We start from the raw sequence: 20358 nt of genomic DNA, 5'->3' as shown, positions 1-20358 counted from the left end.
GGCCGAATGCGCGTTTCAGTCCTGAGTGCTCCCTTCATTGCGCTGGTTTTGCTCGGCATTCTGGCAGCGTGCGCCACGCCGCAATACCAGACGACGGTGCGCATGGTTGCGCCGGACGATGCGCAGGGCCAGGCTTGCGTGCAGGACTGCGAAGCCAAAAAGGCGGTCTGCCAGGCCGATTGCCAGACCCGCTATCAGGCTTGCGTGAAAACCCTCGAACCGCAGGTGGAAGTGCGTTATACCGAAGCGCTGAAGGAGTACGAACTCGATTTGAAACGTTACGCCGCGGCCTTGCGCCACTACGAGATGCAGCTGCAGTTCAACTGGATGCACAGCTACAGCTACCCCTACCGCTATCCCTACTACTGGTGGGATCCGTGGCCGAGGCCCTATTTTCCGCCGCCCTATCTAGAGCCGCAGATGCCGACCCGCACCGGGGTGCGGGCGCAGCTGGAAAAATCGAATTGCCAGGCCGACTGCGGCTGCCTGCCCGTTTACGACGCCTGTTTCGTCGGCTGCGGCGGGCAGCGGCTGACAGAAACCGTCTGTATCAAAAACTGTCCGCCCGAGAAATGAAACGCCCCGGCAAGGGGGGACGCCGTTGCATGGCCGGCAAGCCGGCAACGGCTGCGTTCACGCAGGCAATTGCAGGGCGGTCAGCTTTACCGCCACATTCTGCGTATCGGTATTGATCCAGATTTCGCCGTCCTGCACCATGCATTGCAGGCGCATGCTGCGCTCCGCCAGGGTGGCCAGCGTCTGGCTGGCTTCGACGGGCAGTTGCAGCACGGTCAGGTTGGAAAACCGCGTCAGCTTGCTGGCAATCTGTTTCCACCACACCTCGCAGCCGCTGCTGTAGCACAGCACAATGACCTGTTCGGCGCGGCTGCATGCGCGACGGATACGCGCTTCGTCGGGCTGGCCGAGATCGATCCACAGGGCGATCTCGCCGGTCAGGCTCTTGACCCACACTTCCGGCTCGTCGACATCGAACAGCCCCTTGGTGAAGGCAATGCCGTCCTGTGCGTAAAGAGCGTAGGCCAGCACCCGCACCATCATGCGCTCGTCGGTTTCGGAGGGATGGCGCGCGATGGTCAGCGCGTGGTCGGCGTAGACATGCCGATCCATGTCGGCAATCTGCAAGTCGGCTTTGTGGATGGTGGCTTTGAGCGCCATGAGGTCGTCACTCGGGAAGGGCGGTGGATTGTAGCGTGCGCCCATAAAAAAACCCCGGCTAACCGGGGTTTTTCGACATCAGGTCGCGAGGATTACGACACGACCTGGATGTTGGAGGCTTGCTTGCCCTTGGGGCCAGTGGTCACTTCAAAGCTGACTTTCTGGTTTTCCTGCAGGGACTTGAAGCCGCTGGAGTTGATTGCGGAGAAGTGTGCAAACAGGTCTTCGCCGCCGTTATCCGGGGTGATAAAACCAAAACCTTTTGCATCATTGAACCACTTGACAGTACCCGTTTCCATCTTGCTTCCTATCTATCTAAAAAAATTGAGCGACATGCTCTATCGATCGAATTTCAAGGAAAACGCTTACCAGAGGTACCGCAATTTAAAGCTTGAATCCAACAGATAGTGCAATTAATAGCACAGATAAAAGAGATGTCCAAGAAATATCGTCATTCTTCGCCGAGCGGGCGCAGCATCAGGGTGTCGCCGCGCTGGGTGAATTCCAGATGCTTCAGCACGCTCATCCCCAGCAATATCTGATCGCCCGCCATCCCGGGGTTGAGGCTGGCGGCGATGCCGCGCAGCGCGAACGGCCCGAACGCCAGCGCGTCCACCCGGGTGGCATGGGTGACAACCGTGCCGTTGGCGGTGATCGACCGCTGCGGCGCGCCCGCCTCCAGACCCAGCTCGCCCGCCAGATGCGCCGGGATCGACACCAGGGTGGCGCCGGTGTCGAGCAGGAAGGTGACCGGTTGGCCATTGATCGTGCCGGGGAAAATATAGTGTCCGTTGCCGCTGCGCTTCAGCACCAGTTCGGTCCCGGGCGCGACCTGCAACTGGCGGTTGGGATTGCTGCGCGCCTGCAGGCTGTTTTCGAAGTAAAGATAAAACAGCCCCAGCACCAGCAGGCTGGCGACCAGTGCCATGCCACGTCCGAGCGGACGATGCGGGTTACGGGAAGGATCGGACGCTTTCGGATTCACGACGTGGTGACAGTCTGGCTCGTTCATCGTTCCCCGCACGCAATGTGCCGGGTAATCAAGCCGTATTCATATCACACACGCAAGACAACGGCCCCATGCCACCCGCACGGGCGGCACGGCGCAGGCCAGGCTCAGGCGACGTGCTGCATGCGCGGCTGGCTGAAGTGGCAGTGCGGCGCATCGCCAAAAATGTCGCGCAGATAGCGGGTTTCGATGTGCAACAGGCGCTTGTGGTCGCCGCCTTCCAGATAGACGTCGGGCTGCGCCATCAAATCGTCGTCCCAAACCATTTCCACCCCCCAGGCATTCGGCAGGCCCGGCACCACACCGGGTTCACACTCGCTGAATAACCGGCTCACGCTGGCTTCGTCGGCCAGGCTGAACTCCATACCGTGATCCAGCCCCAGTTTTCCCAGGTGAATTTCCTGATCGGCGGGGATCATCGCCACCATCTGGCAACCCTGGCCATCAAGCAGCACACCCTTGGCCAGCCGATTGGAAGGCACCCCCGCCGCGCGTGCCGTTTCAGCGCTGGTCTGGGTATGCGGATGCGCCACGATGTCGAATGGAATCATATGCTGGTCGAGGAAACGTTCCATGCGATGCAGTGCGTTCATGATCGACTCCTTGCAAAAGCGATTGGATGATTTTCACTATAGTCCACCCCTTGCCGCCTGCAGGCGCTGAAAACAGATCGCTATTGACCCGGCCCGATGATGTTTGAACCCGCCCTGTATTTCTCACGGCATCCTGCTTTGACCGGTTCGCTGGCCCGTCTCAATGGAGCGCTGTTTTTAATGCTTATTGATTCGGCCTCCCGCGCTGCCATACACAGCCCGGGCAAGCTGAACCTTGACGCCGCTTCAAGCTTCGTCTGGCCGAATCAATAACGCCGCCCGGAGCGGTCGCCAGCACGAAAATGCCGGCGTGGCGCCTTGGGGTGTTCCAGCATCTGACAGGCGCGGCGAAATGCCAGCAGGGCATCCTGTGCATGCCCCAGCACACTGCCATGGGGATAATGCCCCGCTGCGTTCAGTTCGCCCGCCGCCACTCCCGTCAGCAGTTCGATCCCTTCGGTCACGTGCTCCGCGGCATGGATATGGAAAAGCCCGCGGGCGACGGTGTCGACCACGCGCGGATCCAGCATCAGGTGGCGCCGGTTGCGTGCGGGGATCAGCACCCCCTGGCTGCCGTCCAGGCCGGCGGCCTCGCAGACACGAAACCAGCCCTCGATCTTCTCGTTGATGCCGCCCACCGGCAGCACCCCGCCGTGCTGGTTGACCGCGCCGGTGACCGCGATGCCCTGCTTCAGGGGCAGGCCAGACAACGCCGACAACAGCGCATAGAGCTCGGCGCACGAGGCGGAATCGCCTTCCACGCCGTGATACTGCTGCTCGAACACGATGGAGGCATTCATTGACAGCGGCGCCAGATGGGCGAACAGCGCAGCCAGGTAGTTCTGCAGGATGAACACGCCCTTGTCGTGGATCGGCCCCGACAGCTCGACCTCGCGTTCGATGTTGAGCAGGCCGTCTTCGCCCGCGTAGGCGTGCGCGGATAGCCGTACCGGCAGGCCAAAGCGGTAGTCGCCCAGATCGATCTGGGTAAGGCCATTGACCTGGCCCGTCCGGACGCCGTGCAGGTCGATCAGCACGTCGCCTTCGGCAATTTCCTCGCGCAGGCGCTGCTCGGGGTAATCGTGGCGCGCGGCGTGCGCAATGAGCGCCGTCTCGACGTCTGCCGCCGCTACCAGGCACGGCCCCCCGCGTGCGCGGCAGATCGCGGCGCTTTCCATCACCAGCGCTTCGGTGCGGGCGAAGATCGCGCTCTCGCGCGCCCGGTCGCCGGCCTCGCGGTGCGATTCCTCGAGCAGGCGCGCCACGGCCGCCGCCGAAAAATGCGGCAGGCCATGCTCGCGGCAGGCATGGGCGACGAAAATCGCCGAGGCGCGGCGTGTTTCAGCGCTAGCGATGAAGCTGTCGGCGAAATCCACCTTGGCGCGGAAGTGCCGGGCGATCTCCGGCGCCGCTTCCTGCAGCTGGTAGTACTGTTCGCGCGAACCGACCAGCACCAACTTGACCTCGACGTCGACCGCCTCCGGCGTCAGCGACACCGCCGCGATCGGCGAAAACGACACGCCCGGCTCCTCGATCTGCAGCCGGCCGCTGCGCAGAAAGCGCCGCAGTTTCTCCCACACCAGCGGGTCGGCCAGCACATCCTGCAGGTGCAGCATCAGGAAGCCGCCGTGCGCCTGCAGCAGGCTGCCGGCACGGATGCGCGTGAAGTCGGTCATCAGCACATCGTTCTCGGACTGGTATTCGATGCTGCCGAACAGGGCGCGGAACAGCGGGTTGTCCTCGACGATCACCGGCGCGCCGGCCAGCCCCGCGTTGTCCACCACCAGGTTGACGCGGTAGCGCGCCAGCACGGAATTCAGCGCATCCAGCCGATCCTCGTCGCCCTCGTCGCCACTGAACAGCTCCAGGTTGTCGAACACGTCCCGTTCCAGCGCGTCGAGCCAAGCGTTGAGCTTGGCGGCGTCCTTGATCTGCTTCTTCAGCCCCGCACGGATCGCCTGCAGCTCGCGCTCGACCAGCGGCCTCACCACCTGCCGCCGCAGCGCCGCCAGCGCCTCGTTCATCGCACGCTCCAACGGCTGGGTCTTCTCGATGTAGCGGGTGATTTCGGCGCGCAGCTCCTGCTCGGCCTGCTCCACCTCAGCCCGGCGCGCCTTCGGCAACGCCAGCACCTCGTCTTCGGTCAGTGCCTGGCCCTTCTTGCCGGTCAGCGTGAACACCATGCGCCCGGCCTCGCGATGCAGCGAAAAGCTGCGCGCCTCGGCAAACGCGGTCAGTTCGGCGTAATGCAGCGCCACGTCGTTCTTCCAGGCCTGTTCGATGCGCTCGCTTTCAACCTTGTAGTCCTGTCCCTGGAGCCGCTGCGGGATTTCGTCTTGCAGCGTCTTCGCCGTCTGCGCCAGTAGCTGGCGCAGCAACCGCCCTTCGCCGGCGGGCAAGCGCAGTGCCAGCGGCCGTTCGGGCGCGTCGAAGTTGTGCAGATAACAAAGGTCGGGCGGTACCCGCTTCGCTGCCGCCGCCTCGCGCATCGCCTGCTTCAACAGCGAGGACCGGCCGCTGCCGGCTTCGCCCAACACGAACAGGTTGTAGTTGGGCGGGTCCATGCCGAGGCCAAAACGGGCGGCCGCCTCGGCGCGTGTCTGGCCGATCCACGGCAGGGTCTCGTCCTGTAGTTCGGACGTATCCGCGAAACCCAGCACGTCGGGATCGATGGTCAGGCGCAGGTCGGCGGGAGACAGCGTGGCAATCGGCATGGTTTGGGACCGTAAGGAAGATATCCCCGGATTATTGCCCAAGTCACTCGGGCGGCAACAGGCCGGCCCACTGCGCCTGGCTTTGCAGGTAGCGCACCCGCAGGCTCGCCGCATTCTCGCGCAGCAGGTCGGCGGGCACCGCCAGCGCCTGCATCAGCGCGGGTTCGATGCGGTCGACTGCAACGCAGCGCGGAACTGCATCCGGCTCCCAGGTTTCGGCAAAAGCGGCTCGCTTGTCCGGGCGCACGCCCTGCTGCGGCGGCGCGAGGCTGACCCGAGGCAGGCCGTAGGCCAGTGCGACAATGCGACCGTGCAGGCTGCTGCCCACCAGGCCGCGGCTGGCGGCGATCAGCGCACATATATCCCACAGGTGCAGCGACGGGAACAGCTGCGCCATGCCGGTCGGCAGCCGGCGTTGCAGCTTTTCATAGAGCACCGGATCGTCGTGCCACGGCGCCGCGCCAGCGCGGAACAGCGCCAGTCCGAGTCCGGTCGTCGCAGCCACCTGCGACAGGCCCCGTGCCAGCGCATCGAGGCTGGCGTCGTCGGCAAAATCGGCGCTGAACTGGCATGCCAGATAGCCCTGCGGGAAAGCATCGCGGATTGCCTTCACCGGGCCCTGCTGCCGGTGCCGGCTGATCACCTCACCGAAGCACGGTTCCACCATCACTGCCGGGTCGGGGCACAGCGGTGCCTCGATCCCCTCCGCCCGCAGCACGGCCTGGGTGACGTGGTCGCGCACGCTGAGCCAGTCCGCCTGGCGCAGCACCGCCTTCACTTCATCCCGTTGCGCCGCGGACAGGGCATCCCACTCCACGCCGCCGACGGCGTTGAAAATCAGCCTGCCGCCCGGCGCCAGCGCCTCGCGCCCGACGACGTAAGGCATGCTGCGCGCCGTGCCGAGCTGGCGTGCGGCCCACGCGGCCCCCGCAGCCGGATCGCTGTCGTAACGCGCGATGGCATCAGCGGCTGCGGCCGGATCGAGCAGCATGATCGCGGCCTGCCAGGTGCTGCAGGTCAGCAGTTCGCCGCCAGCGTGAATCAGGTGCGCAGCCCCCGCAGCGAGCGGCTTGACTTCGTGGCCGCCGAACGACCTCAGATCACGTTCAGCCAGTCCGGCAAACGCGAACATCCGCCCCGGCAACAGCGCCGCCAACAGATGCGGAAACAGCAGGTCGCCGAAGTTGTGGCGGTCGAACGCGCCGAACAGCACCTGCGCGGGGTGAGGATTCATCATCAGCACAAACCGCAAGGAAAGCCTGGGGACATCATGCGCATGATTTTTTCGCACGTGGGGCGATTTCGCACTACATTCGTAAAAAAAACCAACTCACCCACCCGATGAAACCCGCCCAGCCCTCCTTCTTCGTCCTCATCGCCCTCATCGGCGGCCTGGCCATCTTCAGCTCCACTCTGTCGAAAACCCCGGTGCTGCCGCTGTTCGCCGCCTCGCTCGGCGCCACCCCGGCCGAGATCGGCTGGATCGTCATGGCCTCGACGATTCCCGGCATCCTCGTCAGCTACCCCGCCGGCGCGCTGTCGGATTATCTGGGCAAGCGGCGCATCCTGCTGGCCTCGCTGGTAGTGTTCGCCAGCGCGCCCTTCCTGTATTTGATCGTCGAAACCGCCTGGCAGTTGATGGCGGTGCGCTTCTACCACGGCTTCGCCACCGCGATCTTCGGCACCGTGGCGAGCGCGGCGATTGCCGAGCGCTACACGGCGGATCGCGCGGCACGGCTCTCCACCTATTCCTCGGTCACCATCGTCGGCCGTTCGATCGCGCCCTTCCTCGGCGGCACCCTGATCTCGCTGGCGAGCTTCGGCGCGGTGTACATTGCCTGTGCCATCGCCGGCGTGCTGGCACTGGGCGCCGGCCTGCTGCTTAAAGACCGCGACCCGAAGCCGACGGCAAAGCTGGAACTGCCGCATTTCTGGTCGAGTCTCAGAACCGTGCTGCGCGACCGCGGAATCATGCTGGTGAGCCTGGTCGAAGCGGCGCAGTATCTGGTGTTCGGCGCCATCGAAGCCTTCCTCGCGCTGTACGCGTCCTCGCTCGGCATCCCCGCGTGGCAGATCGGCATCATCCTCGGCGTGCAGCTTCTCAGCATCGTCTTCGCCAAGCCGCTGATGGGCAAGGTGTCCGACCGCGTCGGGCGCCGCCGCGTCATCCTGCCGGGCTTGCTGATCGGCGCGGCGAGCGTCGTGCTGCTGCCGGTCTTTCCGAACGTCGTCGGCCTCTCCGTGCTGAGCCTGGTATTCGGCCTCGGCTTCGCCACCGTCACCTCGTCCACCGCCGCACTCGTCGCCGACCTCACCAAAGACGGCCGCTTCGGCAGTTCGATGGGCGTGCTGCGCACGGTGATGGACGTCGGCCAGTCCATCGGCCCAGTGCTCACCGGCTTCATGGTCGGCGTCGCCGGCTACGCCAGCGCCTTCACCCTGCTGGCGGCGATCCTGGTGGCGGCCGCGCTGATGCTGGGGCTGCTGCTGCGCGACGCCTGAGGCCGCGCCTGATCGGCTATAGTGAGGCAGCCCGTTTCTCTCAAGGAGACTCCCATGCGCATCCGTTCCCTGCTCGCCCTGCTGGCCTTCGTCCCGGCCTGCTTCCTGCTCCCGGCCGCTGCCGACTCCAGCGTCGACCGCACGCCTGCTGCCGCGCAGCAGACATCGATATCACCCGAGGCCTGCATCGCGAATGCCAAGGGCATGCAACTCGCGCAGATCCAGACAGCCTGTTGCAAGGCCCACAAAGGCATCTGCGGCTGCCGCGCCGGCAAAATCGTGTGCTGCGACAACTCCACCAGCAAGGAGCCGGGGTGTACGTGTCATGGAGATGAGGGTGTTGTCGAATAAACGGGAATATTGACCGCGCGGCCAGAATGACTCTCATGCCTCACAAGCTCATCCCCTACGAATTGGAGGAGCAACTGCGCTCCCCAGAGGAAATCGCCGCGTTCATTAACGCTTGGCTCGAGGAGGCGCCCGACGACGCAGCGGGGATCGCCCGTGCGCTGGGAGACATCGCACGCGCCAAGGGGATGTCACAGGTTGCGCGCGATGCGGGACTCAGCCGGGAAAGTCTCTACAAGGCACTCAGCGAAAACGGCAATCCGAGCTTCGCGACGGTACTCAAGGTTGCGCGGGCACTTGGGGTGAGGCTGCATACAGAAGCGGCTTGATGCCCGATCGTAATGAAGTGCAACAAATTTCGACACCGACTCTTGTAAGCAATCTTTACCCGCCTGAAGACGCCACCATGCAATCACCTAACCGAAAACATGACCGCGAGAGCTTCTTCAAGTACATGTCCGCAGCTACCGCCGCCATCGTTCTGCAGAACCGATCATTACGATGGAGTTCGCCTCTACTGTTCAATGACCCCTTTGACGTGCCGCGCGAACTCTCTTTTGGCATAGTCCCCGAAGACATCGTGCAAGCGCTAACACGTCGAATGGCCAACCTCATCGAACACCCACCGGAAGATACGTCGCAGCTAGAGCCGAAAGTTCGCTTGATCGTTGAAGTTGTCAAGAAAGCAACTTCACCGACACTCAAGGCTGAGTTGCTCGCTGGCCTAGAGGAATCGGCTACAACGCATCGGCCCACGGGACAATCTATGGATGATTTGCGCACGATGTGGCGAGACTTGATTCCACAGTTCCGAATCCTCTGTCTGACCGAGAGTCCTGCCCACACAGCAATGTGGTATCACTATGCTGACAAGTACCGCGGGGTAGTCCTAGAGTTTCTATGCGACGACGCGCTTGACAGCGCTTGGCTGGCAGCCAAGCCAGTAGCGTACCCTTCCCAAAAACCAGCCGTCTATACGGCCGATGGGTGGGCTCAGTTGCTTACGACTCACAACGCCCTAGCAATTGAGAACCTACTCGATGTTTTGACATACACGAAGGCTCCCGATTGGAGCTATGAGAACGAATGGCGCATTACCTCTTTTAAGAGGCCATCCGATACAGGCCACTTCACGGACTACACTTTTCATTCCCGAGAATTGAAGAGCATTTATCTTGGGCCTGACATATCCTCATCCGACAGAGAGGCGATCATTTCTCTGGCTACTCGCTTCCCGGTGGCATCTCTTTGGGATGTCTCAATAGGTATAGATCGTGAATTCGCAATTACCGCAGTAGTCGGCTGACACACAACTTCGCCTAACTCACTTACTCAGCGCCACCCAAACCCCATCCCACCCCGCCTCCGGCGGCGCCTGCCGGAACGCCGCAATCCGCTCCAGTATGACCTGGCTGGGCTGATCCTTCGGTTCAGTCGCAAGGCATTCACGGAACGCCGCTTCTGCCGCATCCCAATCCTGCGCGCGGTAGCGCGCCAGCCCGGCCTCGTAAGCCTGTACCCGCTGCCGGTCGGCATCGCTCAACTCCGCTGCCAGCCCCAGCAGTTCGTACACCCTGACCGTTTCCAGCTTGCCGGCGACGCGCAGGCTGTCGATTTCGCGGAAGGCCAGCGTGCCCGCCAGATTCCGCGTCGCTTCGCTGACCAGAATCCGCGTGCCGTAGAACTTGTTGGCCTGCTCCAGCCTGGATGCAAGATTCACGGTGTCGCCGATGACGGTGTAGCCGCGCGAGGTTTCGGAGCCGATGTTGCCCACCGTCACCTCGCCGCTGGCGATGCCCATGCGCACATCGACCACAGGCAGGCCGTGGACGACGCCGAACATCTCGGGCAGCCAGATGCGGAAGGCGTCCATGCGGGCCATCTGTTCGAGGGCGGCGAGGCAGCACAGGGTGGCGTGATCGGCGGCATCGGTGAAAGGCGGACCCCAGAACGCCATGACCGAATCGCCGATGTACTTGTCGACGATGCCCTGCCGGGTGCGGATCACCTCGGACATCAGCGAAAAATAGCGGTTGAGGAAACGCACCGCGGCGTCCGGCGTCAGGCCCTCGCACAGGCGGGTGAAGTTCTGCAGGTCGGAAAAGAATACCGTCATCACCTGGCGCTCACCCTTGTCTGCACCGATGCGGTTTTCCAGCAGACTCTTCACGATGCGCGGATCGACGTACTGGCCGAAGGTATCGCGGATGCGTTCTTTCTCGCGCAGCCCGACCACCATGTGGTTGAACGAGGCGGCGAGCGTGGCCAGTTCGTCGTGGGTACGCACCAGGATTTCGACGTCGAGGTCGCCGGCTTCGACCGCGCGCGTGCCGCCCACCAGGCGCTTGACCGGGTCGACCAGCGAGCGGGTGACGAAGCCGGCGAAGATCAGTCCGAGCGCGGTGGCGATGGCGGTGACGATCCAGTTGAGCGTGGTGGCGCGTTGCTCCTCCGCCTTGGCCTGGATGGCGGTGTCCTGGGTCAGCTTGTTGAGGATGTCGATGGTCTTGCCGATTTCGACGTCGACCGTGTCCTTCTCGCGCAGCAGGGCGTCGCGCACGATCTTTTCCGAACGCGGGGTGCCCTCCTCCGCCTCGATCTGGAACTGGCGGAAGCTCATGTGAAAATGCTGGCGGACGGTCTGGATCGCCGGCAGCTGCTTGCCCAGCACGGCGAGCGTCACGCGGTCGAGCTCGATGTCCTGTTGCGCTTCGGCCTCGCCCAGCATGCGCAGCGAGGAATCGACGATCTGGTCGGCGTTGACCCCGCGCATGTCGAAGCCGTTCGATTCTTTGGCGAGGAAATCGGGGTCGGGCTTGGCCACCTCCATACCCATCATGACCCGTTCCATGTGCACCATCTGCTGGCGGATCAGGATTTCGACGCTGGCCACCTGCTGCTGCAGCGGCAGGTACCAGTCCGACAGCGCGCGCACCTGGTTGTTGAGCTGGCGGAAGTTGAGCACCGACAGCCAGGTGACCACCACCATCAGCACCAGCAGGGCCGTGGTGATGCTGAAGATTTTCAGGCTGATGGGCAGGCGCATGGCGTCAGATCCTGGATACTCGACACATTGAACCCTAGCGCAAGCGGCCTATCCGTCAACACTCCCGGGGCCGGCCCCGGACGCGACGCGGTCCGGCCTGAACCCGCGGGCTTGCTTGCTATCTGCTTCCCGGCACCCGCGGCGCACCGCTCGCCACGTCGCCGCACTGCGCGCGCTGGCGCAGCGCGTGGTCCATCAGCACGATCGCCGTCAGCGCCTCGGCGATGGGGGTGGCGCGGATGCCGACGCAGGGGTCGTGGCGGCCGTGGGTGACGACCTCGATCGGCTGGCCATTGAGGTTGATCGAGCGGCCGGGCAGGCGCATCGACGAGGTGGGCTTGATCGCAATGTGGGCGACGATGGCCTGGCCGCTTGAAATGCCGCCGAGCACGCCGCCGGCATGGTTGCTCAAAAAACCATCCGGCGTGATTTCGTCGCGGTGCTCGGTGCCCAATTGCCGCGCCGCCAGCATGCCGTCGCCGATTTCCACGCCCTTGACGGCGTTCAGCCCCATCAGCGCGTGGGCGAGGTCGGCGTCGAGCTTGTCGTACAGTGGCTCGCCCCAGCCGGGCGGCACGTTCTCGGCGACCACGCTGATCCGGGCGCCGACCGAATCGCCGGATTTCCGCAGCGCGTCCATGTAGGCCTCAAGCTCGGGCACGATGGCGGCGTTGGGTGAGAAGAAGGCGTTGTTGCCGATTTCGTCCCACGACTCGAAGGGAATGTCGATCGGTCCCAGCGCGCTCATGTAGCCGCGGATCACGATGCCGTATTTTTCCGCCAGCCATTTCTTGGCGATGGCGCCGGCGCCGACGATGGGCGCGGTCAGCCGGGCCGACGAACGACCGCCGCCGCGCGGGTCGCGGAAGCCGTATTTCTGCGTGTAGGTGTAGTCGGCGTGGCCGGGGCGGAAGGTCTCGGCGATGTTGCCGTAGTCCTTGCTGCGCTGATCCTCGTTGCGGATCAGCAGCGCGATCGGCGTGCCGGTGGTCTTGCCTTCGTACAGGCCCGAGAGGATCTCGACCGTGTCGGATTCGCGCCGCTGGGTGACGTGGCGCGATGTCCCGGGCTTGCGGCGGTCGAGGTCGTGCTGGATGTCGGCTTCATCGAGCGCCATGCCGGGCGGGCAGCCGTCGACCACGCAGCCGATGGCGGGGCCGTGCGATTCGCCGAACACGGTGACACAGAACAGTTTGCCAAGTGTGCTGCCAGACATGGAAATAACCGCGGAAAGGGCCGAAAGAATGCGCCGAAGTCTAGCACAGGCGCGGCTTCGCACGCCGCCCGCCGCATCCCGCCGGGCACGCCACGGCAAGACCAATCTGTTTTTAAACGCTATCCTGAACATCCCATCTCACGGAACGAGGACGCCCCGATGAACGCCACGCAGCACCTCACCACCCTCGGCCAGAGCCTCTGGCTGGACAATCTGTCGCGCAGCCTGATCCGCGACGGCACGCTGGCCAGGCTGATCACCGAGGACGGGATATCAGGCGTGACCTCGAATCCGTCGATTTTCCAGAATGCGCTCGCCACCAGCCCGTATTACGCCGACGACCTGACGCGGCTGAAAGCCAGCGAATCCGATGCCGAGCGGCGTTACGAAGCGCTGGTCATCCCCGACATCCGGGCGGCCTGCGATCTGCTATTGCCGGTATTCACACGCAGCGGCGGCAACGACGGCTACGTCAGTCTGGAAGTCGCGCCGCGCTGGGCGTACGATGCCGCGCGCACGGTGAAGGAGGCCCAGCGCCTGTCGGCCGCGGTGGACCGCAGCAACCTGATGATCAAGGTGCCGGGCACGCCGGAAGGCATCGGCGCGTTCGAAACGCTGACCCGGCTCGGCATCAACGTCAACGTGACGCTGCTGTTTTCGATTGCGCAGACCGAGGCGGTGTTCGACGCCTATCTGCGCGGCCTTGCCGCACGCGTGCAAACCGGGGCCGGCGTGCGCCGCAGCAAGGCGGTGGCGAGCCTGTTCCTGTCGCGCGTCGACACCCTGGTCGACACGCAGCTCGATTCGATCGGCACGCCGGAAGCGCTGTCGCTGCGCGGCAAGGCGGCCATCGCCATGGCCAGGCTCGCCTATCAAAGCTATCTGAAAATATTTCACGGCGAGGCTTTCGCCGCCCTGGCGCAGCAGGGCGCAATGCCGCAAACCCTGCTGTGGGCGAGCACCGGCGTGAAAAACCCGGACTACCACGCCCTGCTGTACGTCGAACCGCTGATCGGCAGGGAAACCATCAACACCCTGCCCGACAAGACGCTCGCTGCGCTGCGCGAGCACGGCAAACCGGCGCTGCGGCTGGAGGACGGGATTGCCGAGGCGGCAGCGCAACGGGTGGATCTGGCGCGGCTGGGCATCGACATGGATACGGTCGGCAATACCTTGCAGGACGAAGGCGTCAAACTGTTCGAAGCCGCGTACCAGAAACTGCTGCAGCAGACCGGATGAGCGGCGCCCCTATCCCTGGCATACGTGTCCTGCTGATGCTCCGGCAGCCCGCCCTCATCGATCCGCCGGGATCGGCGGCGACAGCTCAAGCTACCGCGTACCCCTTGCGCCACCGCATATCAACCAAGAACAATTTATGTACTGAAAAAAAATCTTGAATAGACAGGAGAGCTTGCGGGGGAGAGGATGGCCGCTCCCGCTCCCTCGCGCCGGCCAGGCGCAAGGGAATCCCGAAATCGACGCAAGGAGACGCGCCATGAGCTTTACCCGTTTGCCCACCAGCAATCTCGATAAAACCGCCGGCCTGTTGCGCCCCGCCTGCGTATTGCCCGAGCGCGTGGGAATGGACAACCCCGCACTCGATGTCATGACCGATTTCCGCCGCCTGAGCGCCTTCATCGCCACCCCCGGCGACACCATCAAACAGGCGGAAGAACGCATGATCCGCCGCAAGGTACGCCTGCTGATCGTGATGGACCGCCAGGATCGCGTGGCCGGGCTGATCACCAGTACCGACATCCACGGCGAAAAGCCCCTGCAGGTGGTGCAAAGCCGCGGCCTCCGCCGCGACGAAGTGCTTGTGGCCGACATCATGACCCCGGTGGACCGGCTGGAAGCGGTCGACTTCGACGATCTGTCGCATGCCCGCGTCGGCCATGTGCTGGAAACGCTCAAGGCACGCGGCCGCCAGCATGCCCTGGTGATCGAAAACGCGAACGGCCAGCAAATGGTGCGCGGCCTGCTGTCGCTGTCGCAGCTGTGCAAGCAGCTTGGCGTCAACGTCGAAACCACCGAAGTGGCGCACACCTTCATTGAAATCGAGCAGCATCTGGCACACGCCTGAGCCGCTGAACCGCAGCCTCTGCCGCCGCCCGGCAGAGGCTGCGGCGACAGCACATTGCAGTGCCGGTTTCGAACGTATCCCCGCTTCATTCCGCCAAGCCGGCCTCTCCAGCCGGACTCAAGCCCTATCCCACGCAACATCCAAGGTTTTCCCGCACCGCATCTTGTGCTCAAATCCCGGACGGACGGCCGCGGCGAAACGTGCGCCGACGGAGCAAGCCTGCACAACACCCTGACAAGCACATGAATATTTCCGTCAGCGAACTGATCGTCCGGTATCTGGAACACCTGGGCATCGACCACATTTTCGGCATGCCGGGCGCGCACGTGCTGCCGATCTACGACCGCCTGCATGATTCGGGCGTGAAGAGCGTGCTGGTGAAGCACGAGCAGGGCGCGGCCTTCATGGCCGGCGGCTACGCGCGGGTGTCGCAGCGGCCCTCCGCCTGCATCGCCACCGCGGGGCCGGGAGCGACCAATCTCATTACCGGTATCGCCAATGCCTACGCCGAGCGGCTGCCGGTGCTGGTGATCACCGGCGAGACCTCGACCTACATCTTCGGCCGTGGCGGCCTGCAGGAAAGCTCCGGCGAAGGCGGCGCCATCGACCAGGGCGCGCTGTTCGCCAGCATCACCCGCTACCACAAGCTGGTCGAGCGCACCGATTATCTCGGCCAGGTGCTGAACCAGGCCACCCGGGCGCTGCTCGGCCGTGAGCCGGGGCCGGTGCTGCTATCGATTCCATACAACGTGCAGAAGGAACAGGTCGACGCCAGCGTGCTCGAGCGGATTCATCTCCCCCGCCAGCCCGCGATTCGCCACACGACGCCGACGAACGCGCTCGCCGGACTGATCCGGGCCGCGCATACGCCGGTAATCGTCGCCGGTTACGGCTGCATCCAGGCGGGTGCACGCGAGACCGTCGCCGCTTTTTCCGAACGCTTCAACATCCCGGTCACCACCAGCCTCAAGGCCAAGGGCGTGGTGGCCGAAGGCACGCCGCTGGCGCTGGGCTGTCTCGGCGTGACCTCCAACGGCAATGCCTACCGCTACCTCGTCGACCACGCCGACCTGCTGGTATTTCTCGGCGCCGGTTTCAACGAACGCACCAGCTATCTGTGGGACGCGAAGCTGCTGACCGGCAAGAAGATCGCCCAGGTGGACCGCGATGCCGCCCAGCTCGGCCGCGTGTTCCAGCCCGACGTGGCGATCTGCGGCGACGTCCGCGCGGTGATGGAAGAACTGCTCGCCATGCTCGAAGCCGACGGCATGCCGCCCAAGGCCCGCGACCGGCTGGACGGCCACCGCGCGGCCACCCTGCCGCCCGCAAGCGGCGACGCTGTGCCGGCGGAAACGGAACCCTTCCACCTGATCCAGGCATTTTTCAGCGGGCTCGCCCGGCGTTTTCCGCACAATGCGCTGGTGTTCGACGACAACATCGTCTTCGCGCAGAGCTACTTCGACGTCTCCGACCGCAACCATTACTTCCCGAATTCCGGCATCTCCTCGCTGGGGCACGCAATCCCGGCCGCCATCGGCGCGCGCTGCTTTGCCCCTGACAGCCCCACCTTCGCCATCCTCGGCGATGGCGGCTTCCAGATGTGCTGCATGGAAATGATGACCGCAGTGAACTACGGCATCCCGCTCAACGTGGTGGTGATCAACAACGGCACGCTCTCGCTCATCCGCAAAAACCAGTTTCAGCTCTACGGCGAACGTTACATCGACTGCGACTTTGCGAACCCCGACTTCGGTCTGCTCGCGCAATCCTTCGGCGTGCAGCACTACCGCATCGAGACCGCGGCCGACCTCGATGCCCTGTTCGCCCACGCCGACCTCACCGGCGCGATCAACCTCATCGAAATCCTGCTCGACAAACACGCCTTTCCCCGCTACCTGTCGGCTCGTTAGCCGTTGGATTGCAATAATTGGAACTTTTCTCTTCCCGCTTCGTTTGACGCAGTATGGAAGAAGACCGTCGGCCAACAATCCCGGACTGGCTTGACGGGATCAAGAACCAACCAGAGCAGTGGGATGGCCGGGCCCAGGAACGGGACGTCGATGAACAGAGTGCCGGATGAACAAGAGTGAATCATGCGGCAGCTGGCAGCAGTTGCAGGATGACGAGTGCATCGTCCTTTTCCAGCGCGGTGAGCAGGAAGCGTTTGCGGAGCTGGTGCGACGCCACCAGAATCGTATTTTCCGTTTCCTCCTGCGCATGACGGGCTGCCGTGAAGAGGCGCTTGAACTGACTCAGGAGACAATGTTCAAAGCCTTTCGCGCACTCCCCGGCTGGCGGCCTGACGCCGCTTTTGGTACGTGGCTGTTTCGTATCGCCAGCAATGCGGCCACGGACAGACTGCGGCGCAAGAAGGTGGTCAAGTACGTGCCGATCGAGGCGCACATGGACTTCACCGACCCGGCCGCCGGGCCGGACGACGAGCTGCAATCGGCCCAGCGCGTGCGCATTCTCGAGGCGGCGCTGCAGCGGCTTCAGGAAGACTACCGGCAGGTCCTCTTGTTGCGGGAAATCGAGGAAATGTCGTACGCCGAAATAGGCGATGTGCTGGGTTTACGCGAGGGGACGGTCAAGTCCCGCATCGCACGTGCAAGACAGGCCCTGCTGGAAATCTGCAAGGGCAGGATCTAAGGCCGTCATTTGGAATTTCGGCAAATCTGAGAACAGCGATCATGAACAAGCACTGTAAAAGAAGCGGGAATCTTTCCGCCTACCTCGACGGCGAACTGGACGAGAAAACCCGCCTGAAATTCGAGACGCACCTGGAAGACTGTTCCGCCTGCACGAAAATGCTGCACGATTTGCGCTGTCTCCACGGGTGTTTCCAGACCCTCCCCCGGCAGGAAGTGGGGTTCGATCTGGCGCCTGTGGTGCTGGCCGAGCTGGGGCGGCGGCGTACCCGCCCGGCAAGCGTGCCGCGCTTCAACTGGTGGCGGCTGTTGCCGGCTTCATTCGCGGCCGTGGCCACGGTTTCGCTGGGCGTATTCCTGGGGAGCATCCTGACCGGCAGGCTCGACACCGAGGTGGCTGCCCCGACGCTGGCCATGTTCGATCCCATCCCGCCAGGCGGCATATGTATAGGATTCACGGGATGCTACCCGGAGGAAAGAATCTGATGAAACGTTCCTGGCTTTATACATTGCTTGCATTTTCCCTGCTTCTCAACGTGGGGGTGCTGGGCGCAGTGGGCTACCAGGCCTGGCAAAACGGCGGGTGGCCCGCTCTGCATGGCGACGACAAGCATGACCACCTGGCGGAGTACCTCAACCTCAGCGAGGAACAGCGGCGGCAGTGGCGGGAAAAAGAGGGAAAGTTTCTGCGGGAAATGGGAGCCGACTGGGAAGAGGTTCGCATTCACCGCGAACGCATGATCCGGCAGATTTTCTCGCAGCAGCCCGACCTTGCGGCGATCGAAGCCGATCGCGCAGCCATCTCGCGCCTCCAGGAAAAGCAGCAGCGCCATGTCATCGAGCAGTTGATGGAAGAGCAGCGCATGCTCGATGCCACACAGCGGGAAGCTCTGGCCAGACTCCTGATCCAGCAAAAACCCGCCGGCTCGCTTGAGGAGCGGCTGCACGGCGACTGAAGCGGCAGAACCGATGGCCGGCACGGCAGGATGGCACGCATGCGCGATCCTGCAATCGAGCCATCGACGATAGAAAACGCCGCCCGCGATTTCCGGCCCCGGCCATCCAGGCCGGCAGGCACACCCCAGCGTTATTGCAACCTGTAGCGACATCCGGCGCGGCATGGCTGCCCCGGCATTATCGGGGGCCGCTTTCGCCATCTCCCTTGGGACGGTTGGCGGATCGCTCCGAACAGCCTGCCGTGCCCGCGCCTCCCCTCCCGCCCGAACGCCGCCGCCATCCATGCGGCGGCGTTTCTGCCGTCGGGATTTCCGCCGCCTCTCATGCCGTGCAACCGGGTTTGATGGGGCTGCGCAGAAAGCCGGAACATTTTTCTCGCCCTCTCGTTTAAGCCTGTGAAGAACGTGATGTCTTCAAAGCAGGCAGCCCGCATCAATGTTTGTTCACTCAATAAAGATAAACGAGGAGGAGAACGGAATGCGTATCAAGAGGAGATTTATCATCGCAGCCTGGGCGGCAGCCGGGCTTTCATCCGGTGGGGCAAGCCAGGCCGCCAACTGGGTGATGCTGTTCGGCACCGAACCCGTCGCCAGCACCCACCGCCTGCTCGGCGCAGTGCAGCTCACCTACGAAAATAACTTCGACTGCCGGGATACGGTCGGCCTGGTGGGCCCCGCGGCAGTCAACAACGGGCAGGTGGTGAACAACTGCCGGGTTGGTCCGGAACTGAGAAATGACGAATCCGGCCTTTATCTGCAGAACCTGATGCTGGGAGCCCGGGGAAACCTGATTCCGGGCCGCATCAATTACATGCTTACCGCCAACGCTGGCGAGAACGTCGCCAACTACCAGCCATACAACACCGATCGCAAGCACATTGCGAGCCTGACCGACGCCAGTCTTTCCTTCCATTACATCCCTGGCATGCGGGTGCGGGCGGGCCTGCTGCGCAAGCCCGGCCCCGAGGAGCTGTATCAGGGGCTGGAGGCAACCGACTACATCTTCCTCACCGACTTCGTGCAGCGGGTGCAGATCGAGCGCTTCATCGAGGGTAATGCCAAGGCTACCGGTCCGATCGCAGGCCAGGGCTATGCCGGCAATGTCTCCAGGCACGGCTACGACGCGGACGCCGGGCGCGACTGGGGACTGCAGTTGTTCGATGCCTTCAGCCGCGACAAATGGACCCACACCTACTCGGTCATGTTCGGCAACGGCAACGGCATCCATCGGGGCGACAACAACAGCGACAAGGATCTCAACCTCTATCTCTCCTCCGAGTACGACCTGCCCGGCGGCAAGGGTCCGCTCAAGCACGGGGTGAAGCTGTTCGGCTACCACCACAAGGGGGTACGCAACTTCGTCATCGATGCCAACGGTACCGAGAGCCAGGATTTCGACCGGATCCGCTACGGCATCGGCATGAAGGCGCTCGGCTACCTGTTCGGCGAGGACAACGGCAAGCACCGGCTGGAATTCGAGTTGATGTTCGCCGACGGGATGATCAACTACACCCCCACCGCCAACACGGCAGACGCGCCCTACGGCGGGCTGGTCCAGTTCGCGGCGGAACGCGGCAACAAGGCCAAGGGCATTACGCTCGACTACGGCTACTACTTCAACAAGAACTGGCAGTTCGACATCCGCTATTCGCGCAACGACCTGCTGTACGAAACGGCCAACGCCAACCCGGCCGTCCAATACTGGACCAGCGGCGACGAACGCATCCTGAAGTACACGACCCTGGGGGTGAACTACCACTTCACACCCAAGACCCGGCTCACCTTCAACTACGAGTTCCGCAACGTCACCGCCCCGAACCCGGCGCGCACGACCGCCGGCGTCATCAGCAATCCCAGCACCATCAATGCGAACGTGGTCTCCGGCTCGGTGGGCGACCGCTTCGGGCTCAGGCTGACGCACAGCTTCTAGTGTCGCGACTCAGAAATAGGGGAACGGAATGAAACGGATGGATTTTTTCGCAGGGCAAGGCGCGAGGAGGCGACATAGCCGGCTCTATGGCAACGACGAGCAACGCCGCCATGCGGAAAAAGACGCCGTTTCATGTT

The 20358-nt window shown here is 63.6% G+C and carries 20 protein-coding genes; 12 read left to right on the top strand and 8 right to left on the bottom strand.

The window, feature by feature from the left end; translation table 11 throughout:
- Positions 1-6: 6 nt before the first annotated feature.
- Positions 7-576: a hypothetical protein gene (locus Q0L94_RS08695; protein ID WP_296752530.1), complete on the top strand. Its 570-nt coding sequence runs from the start codon at positions 7-9 to the stop codon at positions 574-576.
- A gap of 57 nt (positions 577-633) precedes the next feature.
- On the opposite strand, the gene Q0L94_RS08690 is transcribed toward Q0L94_RS08695, so the two are convergent.
- The 6 genes from Q0L94_RS08690 to Q0L94_RS08665 form a co-directional block, all read right to left on the bottom strand.
- A complete protein-coding gene (locus Q0L94_RS08690) occupies positions 634-1176 on the bottom strand; it encodes a YaeQ family protein (RefSeq protein WP_296752528.1) in 543 nt (180 codons plus the stop codon).
- A gap of 92 nt (positions 1177-1268) precedes the next feature.
- Entirely contained in the window at positions 1269-1475 is a 207-nt protein-coding gene (locus Q0L94_RS08685) for a cold-shock protein (protein ID WP_018077615.1), read from the bottom strand.
- A gap of 152 nt (positions 1476-1627) precedes the next feature.
- On the bottom strand, positions 1628-2161 hold the full coding sequence (locus tag Q0L94_RS08680) for a TIGR02281 family clan AA aspartic protease (RefSeq protein ID WP_296752525.1): 534 nt from the start codon (positions 2159-2161) through the stop codon (positions 1628-1630).
- Between the two features lie 131 nt (positions 2162-2292).
- A complete protein-coding gene (locus Q0L94_RS08675) occupies positions 2293-2778 on the bottom strand; it encodes an aminoacyl-tRNA deacylase (RefSeq protein ID WP_296643546.1) in 486 nt (161 codons plus the stop codon).
- A gap of 266 nt (positions 2779-3044) precedes the next feature.
- Positions 3045-5492, bottom strand: a complete 2448-nt coding sequence (locus tag Q0L94_RS08670) for a Lon protease family protein (protein ID WP_296752522.1) — start codon at positions 5490-5492, stop codon at positions 3045-3047.
- A 43-nt stretch (positions 5493-5535) separates the two neighbouring features.
- A complete protein-coding gene (locus Q0L94_RS08665) occupies positions 5536-6729 on the bottom strand; it encodes a polysaccharide pyruvyl transferase family protein (protein WP_296752521.1) in 1194 nt (397 codons plus the stop codon).
- 104 nt (positions 6730-6833) lie between these two features.
- Between Q0L94_RS08665 and Q0L94_RS08660 the strand changes: the two genes are divergently transcribed.
- The 4 genes from Q0L94_RS08660 to Q0L94_RS08645 are packed head-to-tail and all read left to right on the top strand — an operon-like array spanning position 6834 to position 9648.
- A complete protein-coding gene (locus Q0L94_RS08660; RefSeq protein WP_296752520.1) occupies positions 6834-7994 on the top strand; it encodes an MFS transporter in 1161 nt (386 codons plus the stop codon).
- Positions 7995-8048: 54 nt separating this feature from the next.
- Complete coding sequence (locus Q0L94_RS08655; protein ID WP_296752517.1) at positions 8049-8345, top strand: hypothetical protein; 297 nt, start codon at positions 8049-8051, stop codon at positions 8343-8345.
- A gap of 35 nt (positions 8346-8380) precedes the next feature.
- On the top strand, positions 8381-8671 hold the full coding sequence (locus tag Q0L94_RS08650) for an addiction module antidote protein (protein WP_296752515.1): 291 nt from the start codon (positions 8381-8383) through the stop codon (positions 8669-8671).
- Positions 8671-9648, top strand: coding sequence for a DUF2971 domain-containing protein (locus Q0L94_RS08645; RefSeq protein WP_296752513.1), 978 nt, complete (start codon positions 8671-8673; stop codon positions 9646-9648). Before Q0L94_RS08650 ends, Q0L94_RS08645 begins: the two co-directional genes overlap by 1 nt.
- A gap of 18 nt (positions 9649-9666) precedes the next feature.
- Here the strand turns inward: Q0L94_RS08645 and Q0L94_RS08640 are convergent, their stop codons facing one another.
- Both Q0L94_RS08640 and aroC read right to left on the bottom strand, forming a co-directional pair.
- The gene (locus Q0L94_RS08640; protein ID WP_296752511.1) at positions 9667-11388 is read right to left on the bottom strand and encodes an adenylate/guanylate cyclase domain-containing protein; all 1722 of its coding nucleotides are present in this window, start codon (positions 11386-11388) and stop codon (positions 9667-9669) included.
- 118 nt (positions 11389-11506) lie between these two features.
- Positions 11507-12604 (bottom strand): chorismate synthase, encoded by a 1098-nt coding sequence (aroC, locus tag Q0L94_RS08635; protein ID WP_296752507.1) that lies wholly within the window; start codon positions 12602-12604, stop codon positions 11507-11509.
- Between the two features lie 159 nt (positions 12605-12763).
- On the opposite strand from aroC, the gene tal reads away from it, so the two are divergent.
- From tal to Q0L94_RS08600, 7 genes are all read left to right on the top strand, one after another.
- Entirely contained in the window at positions 12764-13843 is a 1080-nt protein-coding gene (tal, locus tag Q0L94_RS08630; protein ID WP_296752504.1) for a transaldolase, read from the top strand.
- A gap of 256 nt (positions 13844-14099) precedes the next feature.
- Positions 14100-14687, top strand: a complete 588-nt coding sequence (locus Q0L94_RS08625; protein WP_296752501.1) for a CBS domain-containing protein — start codon at positions 14100-14102, stop codon at positions 14685-14687.
- Between the two features lie 242 nt (positions 14688-14929).
- Positions 14930-16597 carry a thiamine pyrophosphate-binding protein gene (locus Q0L94_RS08620; RefSeq protein ID WP_296752498.1) on the top strand — a complete coding sequence of 556 codons (1668 nt, stop codon included), beginning with the start codon at positions 14930-14932 and terminating at the stop codon, positions 16595-16597.
- A 166-nt stretch (positions 16598-16763) separates the two neighbouring features.
- Complete coding sequence (locus tag Q0L94_RS08615; protein WP_296752496.1) at positions 16764-17336, top strand: RNA polymerase sigma factor; 573 nt, start codon at positions 16764-16766, stop codon at positions 17334-17336.
- A 41-nt stretch (positions 17337-17377) separates the two neighbouring features.
- Positions 17378-17821, top strand: a complete 444-nt coding sequence (locus Q0L94_RS08610) for a zf-HC2 domain-containing protein (protein WP_296752493.1) — start codon at positions 17378-17380, stop codon at positions 17819-17821.
- A complete protein-coding gene (locus tag Q0L94_RS08605; protein ID WP_296752490.1) occupies positions 17821-18291 on the top strand; it encodes a periplasmic heavy metal sensor in 471 nt (156 codons plus the stop codon). Before Q0L94_RS08610 ends, Q0L94_RS08605 begins: the two co-directional genes overlap by 1 nt.
- A gap of 478 nt (positions 18292-18769) precedes the next feature.
- Positions 18770-20221 carry a hypothetical protein gene (locus Q0L94_RS08600; protein ID WP_296752487.1) on the top strand — a complete coding sequence of 484 codons (1452 nt, stop codon included), beginning with the start codon at positions 18770-18772 and terminating at the stop codon, positions 20219-20221.
- Positions 20222-20358 lie beyond the last annotated feature (137 nt).

The organism is Thiobacillus sp., from assembly GCF_024708915.1.
This window is presented reverse-complemented; position numbering and strand designations above follow the sequence as displayed.